The following is a 13,605-nucleotide window of genomic DNA, read 5'->3' as shown; positions in this document are numbered from 1 at the left end:
GTGAGGAAATACGGAATGCAGAACTTGACGGACTGGGAGCAGGAATGGTCCCGAATTCAGGAGGAGCTTCGGCAGAATTCCGGGGTGCGCGTACTTCGGGACACCCAGGGGCCGCTGCTCCTGGATGCCGTTCCGCCTGTTCCTGGAAGCGCGGGGGAGGACGTAATCCTCGAACCATCCATCTATGAGCGGTCCGTTCGGTTCTCCGAAATCGGAAGCCAGTGGCAGACCGTAGATCCTTACCCGGCAGTCACCGGTGAATTCTTCCTCACTCCTCTTTCCAAGGCTGTGCGTGAGAACTCGCCCGGCTTCGATGACTCTCTCTACTCGGACGAGGAGCGGCGCATCGGAGCGGAGCTTCACGTCATTGATGATGCCCCGTTCACGGGAGCCGGTTCATTCGGCGCCATCCGAATTCAGCCTGGAGTGATGACTCCCGAGATCTGGTTTTCTGATCACGTGCGAGGAATGTGGCTGATGGATATCGACTACGGCACCTATATGGAAAACCTCCGCCTTACCAGGGGTGCGTTCGGCTGGCAGCATCTCTTCACCGAGGCGCCGCTCGACGACTGGGATTTCGAGCGGACCGCTGATCGGATCGCGAGAATGCTGGATGTCCTGCCGCAGGTGTTTCCGGATTACGACTACACGCCCTTGCAGGAGCGCGGGGAAGAGCGGCTGTGACTCACCTCGGCACGCACGATTTCACGCACATTCGGACCGAAGTACGGCGAAGGGAGGTGACGCCACGCCAATGAGCAACTCAGACGTTCCACGCATGCAGCAATTCGCCCTCATTGACGGAGACTTGGGATGGCGGCACCCCAGCACTGAAGATGTGCTGCCCACAATCCTTCCTGCCTGGAGGTCTCCGAACCTCACCCATCGCATGGAGGCCAGGCCGTGACCCGCTACGCCGACATCCCCAAACCCATCCGCTCCGGAATAGTCGTCGTCAACCCCGACACCGGCACCCCGCAGCGCATCATCGTCCTGCAGTTCAACCCGGACACCCTGGAGCGCAGCGTCTCCCCGCAATCCGCCGGGGACAGTGGAGACGCCGGTGGCGGCGGGACCGGCAGCGGGGACCGTAACGAGGCTCTCCGGCTCAAGGGCCCCGCCCAGGAGACCTGGAAGTTCACCGCTGAGATCGACGCCACCGATCAGTTCGAAGTTGCCGCGCCCGATGGGATTCATCCGCAGCTCGCCACGCTCGAAATGCTGGTGCAGCCGACCACCGCGCAGCTGCGTGCGGCGATGAAGCTGTCCCAGAAGGGGGCCATCGAGATCAGTCCGATCGAGATGCCGCTGACGTTGTTCACCTGGGGGAGCAAGCGGGTCATGCCCGTGCGGCTGACCGAGCTGTCAGTCAACGAGTCCGCCTTCGACGTGAATCTCAACCCCATCCGTGCCTCCCTCAGCATCGGCATGAAGATCCTCACCGTCAGCGATCTCCCCGCCGGCCACCGCGGAGCGGACCTGTACATGGCGCACCTCGCTCAGAAGGAGCGGCTCGCGGCGGCCGCGCGCGGTGGTGGCCTCGGTTCGCTCGGGCTCGGTGGCGGCCTCGGAACCAACGTCGTGATCGGAAGGGGCTGAGGAGACACCCATGGCCGAGACAGAGCCCTACGAGAACGCCCTCGACGCGATACCGGGCGCCCATCCCTACCCCCGCACCAGCCGCTACCACGACGCCGAGATCGGGATTCACCGGCAGCCCGACGGGACCGAGGTGCGGTACACCAAGCGCCGCCTGCTGCCCCCGCTCGACCCGACCGGCCCGGACAGCGACCTCACCCAGCCGCACACCGTCGGCGCCGGCGAGCGTCCCGACCTGCTCGCGCAGCGGTACTTCGGTGACCCCTCCCAGTGGTGGCAGATCGCCGACGCCAACCCCGTACTCGACCCACGCGAGTTGACCGACGAGGCGGGCCGCGTCATCGACATCCCGCTCGCCGGCGGGTTCCCCGGCGGCAGGGGAGACCGGCGTGTTTGATCTGCCCGTGGGGCAGGGCCCCGTCCACATCACGCTCCTGATGGGGCCCAAGCTCGCCCGGCCCGTCCCGGCCGAGGTGACCGAGGCCCTGCTGTCCGCCCAGATCACCGCCACCGCCGGGGAGCGGAGCGGGTTTCAGCTCGCCTTCGACCTCACCAAGAACGGGCTCATCAGCCGACGGCTGCTCCCCGAAGGGTTCTTCGATCCGAAGACGCGTCTTGTCGTCACCGTTTCCGTCAAGGGCACCTCGGACGTGCTCTTCGACGGTCTCGTCGTACGGCACGAGGTCGGCGCCAGCAACCAGCCCGGCCACTCCACCCTCACCGTCACCGGCGAGGACCTGACCCTCCTCATGGACCTGGAGGAGCGCACCGCGCGGTACCCGAACCTGCCGCCCTCCGAGCGCGTCCTCGCCATCCTGCGCCGCTACTCCGACTACGGCATCCGGCCCGACGTCTACACCGAGAAGGTCGCCCAACCCCCGCACCAGGACCTCCGCGTGCACTACCAGACCGGCACCGACCTGCAGTACGTCACCGAGCTCGCGCGGGCCAACGGCTACACCTTCTACCTCGAACCCGGACCCAACCCCGGCCAGTCGAGCGCCCGCTGGGGACCCGAGGTCCGCCTCGGGATCCGCCAGCACGCCCTCAACGTCAACATGGACGCCAACTCCACCGTGGACCAGCTGACGTTCGCCTACGACGGCACCGCACGCGAAGAACCGCAGGCCCGCTGGCAGAACCCCGAGACCCGGCAGTCGGACCTGCTCCCGCAGCCGGCCATCAGCCCGCTGCGCCCGCCCCTCGGCAGGCGGCCCACCCCGGCCCTCAAACGCAGGACGCTCTCCGGCACCGCCAAGCAGCAGCGCGAACAGGCCGAGGCCGAACTCCTCGCCCGTGCCGCCGTGTCCGCCGACGTCGTCTCCGGCTCCGGCTCGCTCGACGTCATCCGGCACGGCTACATCCTCCAGCCCCGCCAGCTCGTCGGCGTACGCGGCTCGGGGCGGGCGTACGACGGCGACTACTTCGTCAAGTCCGTCACGCACAACCTCCGTCCGGGCTCGTACCAGCAGAACTTCACCCTCTCCAGGGAGGGCCTCGAAGCGCGCAGCGACTACGTCCGGCCATGACACAAGAAGCACAGCACGCACTCACGACCCATCGACCAGGAGCAACTCCACCATGGCGGCACCCAGCAATCGCTACCTCGGCAAGTTCCGCGGCCGGGTCGTCAGCAACGACGACCCGCTGCGCATCGGCCGTATCACCGTCGAGGTCCCGGACGTCCTCGGCAACGAGCCGTCCACCTGGGCGCTGCCCTGCCTGCCGTTCACCGGCCCTGAGTCGGGGCAGTTCGTGGTGCCGCCGCCGGGCGCGGGCGTGTGGGTGGAGTTCGAGCAGGGGGATCCGAGCTTCCCGGTGTGGACCGGGTGCTGGTACGGCGCGGCCGAGGAACTGCCGCCCGACGCACGACGGGAGCTTCAGGGCAACTCACCGAACAAGCCCGTCGTCGTGCAGACGCCCCAGGCGCACAAGCTCGTCATGAACGACACCGCCGGCGCCGAGCAGGGAATCCTGCTCCAGGCCCAGGGCGGCGCGTACATCCGTATCACCAGGGAGGCCGTGGTCATCTCGACCGGCGCGGGCGCCGAGATCCTGCTGCGCGGCAACGAAGTGACCATCAACGAGGGCCAGTTGACCGTGCTCTCCAAGCGATGACAAAGACGGGGGAACAGAAGAGATGTCCGGGAGTCTGCTCGACGCCGACGCCGTGATCGGCTGTCCGCACGGCGGTCGCGTCGCGCCCGCCACCACCGCCTCCGGCGGCGTACGCCTCGCGGGCGCCGCCGTCGCCACCGCCGCCCACAGCTACGTCGTCACGGGCTGCCCGCACACCGTCGACGGCGTGCCCGCACCGTGCGTGACGGCCCGCTGGACCGCCGACGGCAGCGGCGTCACCGTCGACGGCCGGCCCGTGCTGCTCGACACCTCCGCGGCCCAGTGTTTCAGCGCGGCCCTGGTGCCACAGGGCCCACCCGTACTCCAGGCCGCGCAGCGAAAGGTCACCGTCCGATGAGCCGCCACCCGAGCGGGCGCCCCCGCAGCGACATCGCGTTCCCGTTCCGCGCCGACCGCCGCGGCCGTACCGCGCACGCCACCCGCGGCGAGCACGTCCACGACCTCATCGAGCAGCTGCTGTTCACCAGCCCCGGCGAGCGCGTGATGCGGCCCGACTTCGGCTGCGGACTCCTCGACCTGGTCTTCGCGCCGACCAGCCCGGAACTCATCAGCACCCTCGAACTCTCCGTCCAGGCCTCCCTCCAGCGCTGGCTCGGCGACCTCATCGACGTGGAGGCCCTCGACGTGATCAGCGAGGACAACGTCGTCCGTGTGTATCTGTCGTACGTCGTGCGCGCCGACGGCGCCCGGCGCGACGACGTCTTCGAAGGGAGGGCCGCGGCATGACCGGGACGACCACCACCCCCTCCCGCCGGGCCAAGGTCCGGGCCGCCCAACTCAACGGCGTCGACGCCGTCGAGGTCTCCGACGACGGCCTGCTGCTCACCGTCAGCTTCCTCGGGAAGGCGCCGCACGGCCTCGGCCCCGAGAACGTCCGCATCGACGGCGGCCGCCGCATCACCGGCATCACCGCCGTGGACGTCAGCGTGGAGCGCGAGGAGGACCCCGAGCTCGACGACCGGCTCTACGTCACCCTCGACCGCGCCGGCGACACCTCCCGCTACCGGCTCTCCCTCGTCGAGACCGACCCGTACGGACGGCCCGGGACGCAGCCGTACCGCGGCTTCGACCAGCGCTACCACAGCGCGACCTTCGCCTTCCGGCCCGACTGCCCGACCCCCTTCGACTGCAAGGAGGACGGGCACGACGCCCCGGAGTTCCCGGCCACGCCCGTCATCGACTACACCGCCCGCGACTACGACACCATCCGCAAGCTGCTCCTCGACCGGCTCGCGCTGACCACGCCCGACTGGGTCGAACGCAACCCCGCCGACCTGGGTGTCACCCTCGTCGAGCTGCTCGCGTACACCGGTGACCAGATCAGCCACCAGCAGGACGCGGTCGCCACCGAGGCCTACCTCGACACCGCACGGCGGCGCGTCTCCGTGCAGCGGCACGTACGGCTCATCGACTACGCGATGCACGACGGCTGCACCGCCCGCGCGTACGTCGCCGTCGAGACCGCGGGCGACCACACGCTCGCCCCGGGCACCTTCCGCTTCGCCTCCGTCGACGTGCGCACCCTCGACCCGCACGACCGCCCCGAGCCCGGCACCGTCATCGACGAGACCGACCTCGGCGACCTCGACGAGCGCGGCTCGGTGGAGGTCTTCGAACCCGTCGTCACCGAGGACCCGCTGGAGCTGCGCGCCGCGCACAACGCGATCCGGCTGTGGACATGGGGCGGCGAGGTCTGCACCCTGCCCAAGGGCGCCACCTCCGCCACCCTGCGCGACGAATGGGTCGACCAGGAGACCTGCCGGGACCGCCGGCTCCACCTGCGGCCGGGCGACCTGCTCGTCCTGGAGGAGGTCAAGGGGCCGCGCACCGGCACCCCGGGCGACGCCGACCCGAGCCACCGGCAGGCCGTCCGCCTCACCTCCGTCACCCCGGCCGTGGACCGCATCGAGGACCAGCCGGTCCTGGAGATCACCTGGGTCGCCGAGGACGCCCTGCGCTTCCCGCTCTGCCTCACCACGCGCGGCGGCCGCGACTGCCTGCCGGTCGAGGACGTGTCCCTCGCCCGCGGCAACGTCGTCCTCGTCGACCACGGCCGTACGCTCCACGGGCTCCCCGAGACGTTCACCGTCCCGCAGGTCCCCGCCGAGGTCGCCCCCTGCGACGGGCCCGCCTTCGGCTGCCACGACCGCGAGGAGGGCAACGCGCCCGCCCGGCTCGTCAACTCCCTCACGGACAGGACGGAGTCGGGCGACGCACTGACGCCCGACGACATCCGCGAACTCTTCGAGGTCGTCGGAGAGGCCGCGACCAACCGTGCCGGACTCGGCCTGGAGCGCGCCGGCCAGCGCCACGAACGCGTCGTGCCCGGTACGGCGTACGCCCAGGCCGCCGCCCTGCGCACGCTGCTCGCCCAGTCCGTGTACCCGGCCATCCGGCCCCGTTTCCGCCCGGTCCTCGGACGGGCGCCCGTCACCCAGGCGGTGCCGTTCCCCGAGCCGGCCACCGTCGCCGCAGGGCAGGCCGCGCGGATCGGCGCGATCCCGGGGCGGGTGCGGCAGCGGCTCGTCGAGCTGTGGCGCAGCGCCCGCGACCGGGACGGCCTCGCCGACGAGGAGATCGCCGAGCTCACGGTGATCTACGGACTGCGGATCCTGGAGCGCATCGAGCTGCGCCGGCATCCCGTCCGGGCCCTGCGCGAACTGCTGTTCCGCAGTGACCAGTTGCTCGACGCCAAGCTGCGCCGCATCGAGGTCCTCACGGCCCGTGCCCGCGCCGGCACCGTCCTCGACGGGCACATCGCCTGGGAGATCGCCCACAGCTGGGGTCCCTCCTACGCGGCCGGGCTGCACCCCGAGGAGCCGGTGCTGCGGGGCTCCGCGACCGCCGCGCTCGGGCAGGACCCGCGTCGCGCCCTGCCCGCCGTACGCCTGCACGCGGGCGACGACGAGACCTGGGAACCGCGCCGCGACCTGCTCGACAGCGGCCTGCGTGACCGGCACTTCGTCGGCGAACTGGAGGACGACGGCCGGCTCGCCCTGCGCTTCGGCGACGGACGCCACGGCGCCGGGCCCACGCCGGGATCACGGCTCGCCGCGCACTACCGCCTCGGCGGCGGCATCGCCGGGAACGTCGGCGCGGAGGCCATCAACCACTTGGTCGTCCAGTCCGACTGCACGCCCCCGCCGGCCGCCGTGGTCCGCAACCCGCTGCCCGCCGTCGGCGGCACGGAACCCGAACCCGTCGAACAGGTACGCCAGTTGGCCCCGCTCGACCTGCGCCGCACCCGGCTGCGCGCGGTGACCGCCGAGGACTACGCGGCCCTCGCCGGCGCCCTGCCCGGCGTCCAGCGCGCGGCGGCCGAGCTCCGGTGGACCGGCAGCGTCCAGGAGGCACACATAGCGGTCGACGCGCAGGGCACCGGCACCCCGTCCGCCGACCTGCTGGCGTCGGTCGAGCAGGCCCTGGAGCCGTACCGGCGTATCGGTCACGACCTCGTCGTCGGCGCCGCGCGGCTCGTCCCGCTGGACATCGCGCTCACCGTCTGCGCCGCGCCCGGCCACCAGCACGGGCAGATCCTGGCCGAGCTGTACCGCGTACTCGGCAGCGGTGTGCTCGGTGGCGGAATGCGGGGCTTCTTCCACCCGGACGCGCTGACCTTCGGCGAGCCGGTGCGGCTGAGCCGGCTGGTCGCCGTCGCGGCCGCCGTGCCCGGCGTGGAGAGCGTCCAGGTCACCCGGCTGCGCAGGCTGTTCGAACCGGACCGAGGAGAGAAGGAGGACGGCGTGCTGCGGCTCGGCCCGCTGGAGATCGCCACCTGCGACAACGACCCGGACCGGCCGGAGAACGGCCGGCTGGCGATATCCCTGGGAGGTGCGCGATGACCGAGGTCCCGATCACGGACGACTGCGGCTGCGGCGGCGCCTGCCGCGGCGGCCACGACGAGCGTCTCGCCCCGGCCGCCGTGCACAACCCGCCCGGCCGCACCGCGCTCGACTACCGCGTCGGCGAGTACGGCTCCTTCCGCGCGGCCCTGCTCGACCGGCTCGCCTCACCCGCGTACCCGGCCCTCCAGGGCCTCACCGTGCGCACCCCCGACGACCCGGCGATCGGCCTGCTCGAAGCCACCGCCGTCCTGGGCGACCTGCTCACCTTCCACTCCGAGCGGATCGCCGACGAGGCCTACATCCGTACGGCCGACGAGCACCGCTCCCTGGTCCTGCTCGGCCGCCTCGTCGGCCACCGCCCGCGGCCCGGCGTCGCCGCCGCCACGCACCTGGCGTACACCCTGGAGCGCGACCCGCGCGCCGAGGCGCTGCCGGTGCTGATCCCGCGCGGCGCCCGCAGCCACAGCGTGCCGGCCTCGGCCGACGAGCAGTCACTGACCTTCGAGACCAGCCGTGACCTGACGGCACGCTGGGACTGGAACGAGCTCAAAGTGCGCCGCAGGCGCCCCTCCCTCGTCACTCCCGCGGACCTGGAGCGCCGATCGGAGCTCTTCGTCGAGGGCACGGCCAACTCGCTCCAGACCGGCGACCAGCTTCTCTTCGTCTTCGGCGAACAAGCGGGTGGCGAGCGTAAGTTGTTGCCGGTCGCCAAGGCACGGGTCGACCGGGAGGACGAGATCACGGCGATCTCCCTGCCGAAGTCGGCGCCGCCGACGCTGAGGGAACTCGTCGACGAGGTACGGCGCTGGACCGCCGCGCCGGTTGCGCCGGGGGAGCCGGGCGACGAACCTCCCACGCCCGAGGTGCCCAGCCCCCGGCCGGTCAGCCGGCTGATCGAGGACTTCGAGGACCAGGTGCTCGCGCCGCTGCGGGGAGATCTGGACGGGATCAGGAGTCCTGAGCGGCTGGCTGCGCGGCTTGCGGAGCCGGTGGCGCGTCTCGGTGAGGCTCAGGTGTTGGCCGAGCCGTACGAGGATGTTGCCGCCTGGTTCGAGCAGTTGGAGGCGGTGCTTGCGGAACTTGCTGAGCGTGCTTTGGAGTTGGCACCTGCGCAGAGTGATTCGTCCGCAGCGCCGCGGGGGCTTGTCGAGCAGTTCCCCGCGCCCCCAAAAGATTCGCGTGCCGCTGCTTTTGAAGCGCTCGGCGCTGTACTTCCCGCCCTGCGGGCCGCCGCTCCCGCCCCGCGCGGCGGTACCGGTTCCCAGCGACCCGGTACCGACACCGCCCGGCTGCTCTCCGCCCTCAACCCCTCCCTCGACGCCCTGTACCCGGCCTGGCGCACCGCCGCCGCCCCCAGGGCCCCCCAACTCCTCCGCGAACTGCTCGCCATGCGGGTCACCGCCGCCCCCTTCGGCGCCACGGCCCCGCTCAAGCCCGTCCAGGACGACCGCGGGCGGGTCATCCGTACCGCCGACTGGCCCCTCACCGGTGCCGTCCTCGCGAGCATGCGCGTCGTGTACGACACGTCGGGGCGGACGCCGGTCCGTGCCGAGTTCCAGTACGTCGAGGGCAGCAGCTCCGACCAGCGTGCGGAGAACCTGCCCGTCGCCCAGCCGCTGACCTTCCCGCTCGGCTCGGGCCAGGTCGAGCTGTCCGTGCGCTCCGGTCAGGACCGCGACCTGAACTGGCTGAACCGGCGCCCCACCGACTCCCAGGACCCCGGCGTCACGGCGCGCTTCCAGTCGGGTCTGCCCCAGCGCACCTTCTTCGTGTCCCGGCCGGACGACGAGGGTCTGGTCCACGTCGGTGTCCACAACGGCACCTCCGTGCAGGTCCCGCTGCGGCCGGGCGCGAACGAGCAGATCACGCACGGCGAGTACGAGATCAGCCTCAAGTACACGGTGGGCACGACCGAGCCCAACGTCGAGGTCGTGATCGCCAGCAAGCCTGAGCCGCTCAACCGTCGCGTCCTCCAGCTGGACACGGTCCACACCGGCATCACGGTCGGCAGCTGGGTCGCGATCCGGCGCCCCGCGAAGGGCGCCCAGGACGGCATCCCCGGCGACGCCAAGCTCGCGTTCGTCACCACCCAGGTGGTCTCGGCTCGTACGGCGGCGTACTCCAACTACGGCATCACCGGGCGCGGCACCGAACTCACCCTCGCCGACCCCTGGCTGGACGAGTTCGACGTACTGCTCTCGCACATCCGCGACACCACGGTGCACGCGGCCGGCGAGCCGCTGCGCCTCGCCGACGAACCGCTCGGCGAGGACGTGCACGGCAACGAGATCGAACTCGCCGAGCTGTACGACGGGTTGCGGCCCGGCCGCACGCTCATGGTGAGCGGAGAGCGCAGCGACATCCCGGGCACGGCCGGCGTGAAGGCCACCGAGGTCGTCGTCATCGCCGCCGCGGACCCGGCCGTCGACCCGCAACTGCCCGGCGACCATGTCCACACCCGCCTCACCCTGACCGCCGATCTCGCTCACCGCTACCGCCGCGAGACGGTCAAGGTCCTCGGCAACGTCGTCGAGGCCACCCACGGCGAGAGCCGCGAGGAGGCCATCGGCAGCGGCGACTCGGACCGGGTGAACCAGACGTTCGCGCTCTGGCAGTCCCCGCTGACCTGGCTCGCCGACGACAACCCCCTCGGCGCCACACCGGTGCTGGAGATCCGGGTCGACGGCGTCCTGTGGCACGAGGTCGACAGCCTCGCCGGACGCGGCCCCGGCGAGCGGGTTTTCATCACCGGCTCCACCGCCGACGGCCGTACGACCGTGACCTTCGGCGACGGGATCAACGGTGCCCGGCTGCCCTCCGGGCACGAGAACATCCGCGCCCGCTACCGCTTCGGCACGGGCAGGGCGGCCAACGTCGCCGCCGACCGCGTCACCCAGCCCCTCACCCGGCCGCTCGGCGTCACCCAGGTGACCAACCCGCGCCCGGCGAAGGGCGGAGCGGACGCCGACGGCCCCGGTCTGACCCGCCGGACGATCCCGCTCGCCGTATCCGCACTGGACCGGCTGGTCTCCGAGTCCGACTACGAGGACTTCGCCCGCTCCCGCGCAGGCATCGGCCGGGCCGCCGTGCGCGAACTCTTCGACGGGCGACGGCGGGTGCTGCACGTGACGGTCGCGGGTACGGACGACGTCCCGATCGACGGCGACTCGGACACGCTGCGCGCGCTGCGTGGCGCCCTGACCGAGTACGGGGACCTGAACCTCCCCGTCCGGGTGGACGTACGTGAACTCGTGCTGTTGCTCGTCGCCGCCAAGGTGAAGGTCGCCCCCGATCACGCGTGGGAGTTCGTGGAGCCGCGACTGCGACAGGCGCTGCTCGCCCGACTCGGCTACGAGGGACGGGAGTTGGGCAGGCCCGCCCGGCTCTCCGACGTCCTCGCCACCGCCCACTCGGTGCCCGGTGTCGACTACATGGACGTCGACGTCTTCACCGGCGTCCCCGCGTCCGCCACGCCCGAGGAGCTGGCCGGAATCCTCACCGATCCCGGCCCGCCCAAGGCATCGGTCCCGGCGCACCCGGCGACGTACGACGAGCGGACCCACACGGTCCGCGCCGCGAACGGCGAGACGCTCTCCGAGATCTGCGCCAGGTACGGCGTCGCGCTCGCCGAACTCCTGCGCCTGAACCCCGACATCACCGACACCCGGCGCCTGGCGAAGGGCCGTTCGGTGTTCGTCTTCCGCGGCATCCGCCCGGCCCGGCTCGCGATGCTGTCGCCGAAGGCCGCGGACACCCTGATTCTGACGGAGGTCAAGTGATGTCCCCGGACGTCGAACTGGAGACGGCTTCCCCGGCGGCCACGTCCAGGGAACCCGACGGTCTCGCCGCGCTCCTGCCCCGCTGGCACCTGTTGCGCGACGCCGAGGAGGGCGAACCGCTGCGCGCGCTGCTCGCGGTGATCGCCGAGCAGCTCGACCGGGTCCGTGACGGTGTCGAGCAGGGCTACGAGGACCTGTTCGTGGAGACGGCGGCGCCCTGGGTGCTGCCGTACCTCGGCGACCTGGTCGGCTATCGCACCCTGCCCGGCTACGAGCGGGTCCTGACGGCCGGCCTGCACGAGGGTGGCCGCGCCGCCCTCGCCGAGGCGGTCGCCCCGCGCGCCGACGTGGCCGCCACCGTCGCCAACCGCCGCCGCAAGGGCACCCTCCACCTCCTGGAGGAACTCTCCGACCAGGTCACCGGCTGGCCCGCCCGCGCCGTCGAGCTGTCCCGGCAGGTGGCTCACACCCAGCCGGTGAAGCTGCACGGCGACACGGGCGTCCACCGGGGCACCCGCGGTCGGCTCCTCGACCTGCGCGACAACTCCGCGCTGGATCTGGCCGGTGGCCCCTTCGGCGCCTCGGCCCGCACGGCCGACGTCCGCCGCGCCGACTCCCGTCACCGGCAGGGTGGCTGGACCCCGGCGGGCGTGGCGCTGTTCGTCTGGCGGCTGAAGGCGCACTCGCTGACCCAGTCCCCGGCGTACTGCATCGACCGCGCCCGCAACCTGTACACCTTCTCGATCCTGGGCAACGACACCCCGCTGGTCACCAAGCCGTTCCCGGAGCCGTCGCCCACGCACATCGCGACCATCGACAACGTCCCGGCGTTCGTCACCCGCCGCCAACTGCACGACCGGCTCACCGACTACTACGGCCCCGGCAAGAGCCTCGTCATCCGGCGCGACGGCGAGGACCAGCCCGTACCGCCCTCCGACATCGTGGTCGCCGACCTGTCCGACTGGCGCTACCGGCCCAGGCGCGGACAGGTCGCCGTCGACCCGGAACTCGGGCGGATCGCGTTCGGGGCGAGGTCGGCGCCCCGGCAGGGCGTGTGGGTGGACTACCACCACGCGTTCGGCGCGGACATGGGCGGCGGCGAGTACGACCGCCCCGACCGCGAGCCGCGACCCGAGGCCGACGTCTACCGGGTCGGGCCCGGACAGCGCTTCCGGCAGATCATGGACGCCTACCGGGCCTGGCAGCACGACCGGCGCGCCGACCGGACCGGCCCCGACGGCATCATCGAGATCACGCACAGCGGCGCCTACCAGGAGCAGCTGGACTTCGACCTCGACCCCGGCGACCGCCTGGAGGTCCGCGCGGCCGAGGGCACCCGCCCGGTGATCCGTCTGCTCGACTGGTACAGCAACCGGCCCGACGCCCTCAACATCCGCGCGGTGTCCGAGGACTGCGCCCCGCACGAGCGGCCCCGCATCGTCCTCGACGGTCTGCTGGTCGCCGGCCGCGGCATCAACGTCACCGGCCCCATGGGCGCAGTCGTCGTGCGGCACTCCACGCTCGTGCCCGGCTGGTCGCTGGAGCCCGAGTGCGACCCGCACTCGCCCGAGGAACCCAGCATCGTCCTGGAGCGCACCACCGCGTGCCTCCAGATCGAGCACAGCATCCTCGGCACCATCGAGGTCATCGGCGACGAGGTGAGCGAGGACCCCCTCGGCATCCACCTGCGCGACAGCATCCTCGACGCCACCGGCCCCGGCCGCGAGGCCCTCTCGGCGCCGGACTGCCGCCACGCCCACGCGGTGCTGCACCTGCACCGCACCACGGTCATCGGCGAGATCTTCACCCACGCCGTGGAGATCGCCGAGAACTCGATCCTCACCGGCCGCCTCCACGTGGCCCGGCGCGGCATCGGCTGCATCCGGTACTCGTACGTGCCGCCGGGGTCGCGCACCCCGCGCCGGTTCCGCTGCCGGCCGGACCTCGCCGGGCCCGAACAGGCCGGTCGTGCAAGGCCGTTGTTCACCTCCGAGCGCTACGGGACGCCCTGGTACGGGCTGTTGGCCGACCGGTCTGCCGAGGAGATCCGGCGCGGCTCGGACGACGGCGCCGAGATGGGGGCCTTCCACGACCTGTACCGGCCGCAGCGCGAGGACGGCCTCAGGGCGCGGCTCGCGGAGTACACCCCGGCGGGTACCGACGCCGGGATCTTCTTCGTGACGTGAGGCGGGACATGAGCCAAGACATGCGCGCCGCCGCCGTAAGCCCCACCCGCACTT

The 13,605-nt window shown here is 71.8% G+C and carries 10 protein-coding genes; all 10 read left to right on the top strand.

Annotated features, from left to right (window positions below; translation table 11 throughout):
• Positions 1-15: 15 nt before the first annotated feature.
• The 10 genes from PGH47_RS05295 (at position 16) to PGH47_RS05250 (ending at position 13,551) form a co-directional block, all read left to right on the top strand.
• The gene (locus PGH47_RS05295; RefSeq protein ID WP_271662466.1) at positions 16-687 is read left to right on the top strand and encodes a hypothetical protein; all 672 of its coding nucleotides are present in this window, start codon (positions 16-18) and stop codon (positions 685-687) included.
• A gap of 219 nt (positions 688-906) precedes the next feature.
• A complete protein-coding gene (locus tag PGH47_RS05290; RefSeq protein WP_107911802.1) occupies positions 907-1,602 on the top strand; it encodes a hypothetical protein in 696 nt (231 codons plus the stop codon).
• 10 nt (positions 1,603-1,612) lie between these two features.
• Complete coding sequence (locus tag PGH47_RS05285; protein WP_271662465.1) at positions 1,613-1,999, top strand: hypothetical protein; 387 nt, start codon at positions 1,613-1,615, stop codon at positions 1,997-1,999.
• Entirely contained in the window at positions 1,992-3,131 is a 1,140-nt protein-coding gene (locus PGH47_RS05280; RefSeq protein ID WP_271662464.1) for a hypothetical protein, read from the top strand. Before PGH47_RS05285 ends, PGH47_RS05280 begins: the two co-directional genes overlap by 8 nt.
• Before the next feature lie 52 nt (positions 3,132-3,183).
• On the top strand, positions 3,184-3,720 hold the full coding sequence (locus tag PGH47_RS05275) for a phage baseplate assembly protein V (RefSeq protein ID WP_125526667.1): 537 nt from the start codon (positions 3,184-3,186) through the stop codon (positions 3,718-3,720).
• 22 nt (positions 3,721-3,742) lie between these two features.
• Positions 3,743-4,078: a hypothetical protein gene (locus PGH47_RS05270; protein ID WP_271662463.1), complete on the top strand. Its 336-nt coding sequence runs from the start codon at positions 3,743-3,745 to the stop codon at positions 4,076-4,078.
• A complete protein-coding gene (locus tag PGH47_RS05265) occupies positions 4,075-4,467 on the top strand; it encodes a GPW/gp25 family protein (RefSeq protein ID WP_125526666.1) in 393 nt (130 codons plus the stop codon). The genes PGH47_RS05270 and PGH47_RS05265 overlap by 4 nt, the downstream gene beginning before the upstream one ends.
• Positions 4,464-7,583 (top strand): putative baseplate assembly protein, encoded by a 3,120-nt coding sequence (locus tag PGH47_RS05260; protein WP_271662462.1) that lies wholly within the window; start codon positions 4,464-4,466, stop codon positions 7,581-7,583. The genes PGH47_RS05265 and PGH47_RS05260 overlap by 4 nt, the downstream gene beginning before the upstream one ends.
• A complete protein-coding gene (locus PGH47_RS05255) occupies positions 7,580-11,365 on the top strand; it encodes a putative baseplate assembly protein (RefSeq protein WP_271662461.1) in 3,786 nt (1,261 codons plus the stop codon). Before PGH47_RS05260 ends, PGH47_RS05255 begins: the two co-directional genes overlap by 4 nt.
• Entirely contained in the window at positions 11,365-13,551 is a 2,187-nt protein-coding gene (locus tag PGH47_RS05250) for a hypothetical protein (RefSeq protein ID WP_271662460.1), read from the top strand. The genes PGH47_RS05255 and PGH47_RS05250 overlap by 1 nt, the downstream gene beginning before the upstream one ends.
• Positions 13,552-13,605 lie beyond the last annotated feature (54 nt).

This window comes from Streptomyces sp. HUAS 31, assembly GCF_028198125.1.
GTDB lineage: Bacteria > Actinomycetota > Actinomycetes > Streptomycetales > Streptomycetaceae > Streptomyces > Streptomyces chartreusis.
This window is presented reverse-complemented; position numbering and strand designations above follow the sequence as displayed.

What these genes read in the sequence shown, in the direction of transcription:
- PGH47_RS05285 (WP_271662465.1), top strand. Translation starts at nt 1,613, where the DNA reads ATGGCCGAGACAGAGCCCTACGAGAACGCCCTCGACGCGATACCGGGC.
- PGH47_RS05270 (WP_271662463.1), top strand. Translation starts at nt 3,743, where the DNA reads ATGTCCGGGAGTCTGCTCGACGCCGACGCCGTGATCGGCTGTCCGCAC.
- PGH47_RS05295 (WP_271662466.1), top strand. Translation starts at nt 16, where the DNA reads ATGCAGAACTTGACGGACTGGGAGCAGGAATGGTCCCGAATTCAGGAG.
- PGH47_RS05250 (WP_271662460.1), top strand. Translation starts at nt 11,365, where the DNA reads ATGTCCCCGGACGTCGAACTGGAGACGGCTTCCCCGGCGGCCACGTCC.
- PGH47_RS05255 (WP_271662461.1), top strand. Translation starts at nt 7,580, where the DNA reads ATGACCGAGGTCCCGATCACGGACGACTGCGGCTGCGGCGGCGCCTGC.
- PGH47_RS05265 (WP_125526666.1), top strand. Translation starts at nt 4,075, where the DNA reads ATGAGCCGCCACCCGAGCGGGCGCCCCCGCAGCGACATCGCGTTCCCG.
- PGH47_RS05275 (WP_125526667.1), top strand. Translation starts at nt 3,184, where the DNA reads ATGGCGGCACCCAGCAATCGCTACCTCGGCAAGTTCCGCGGCCGGGTC.
- PGH47_RS05260 (WP_271662462.1), top strand. Translation starts at nt 4,464, where the DNA reads ATGACCGGGACGACCACCACCCCCTCCCGCCGGGCCAAGGTCCGGGCC.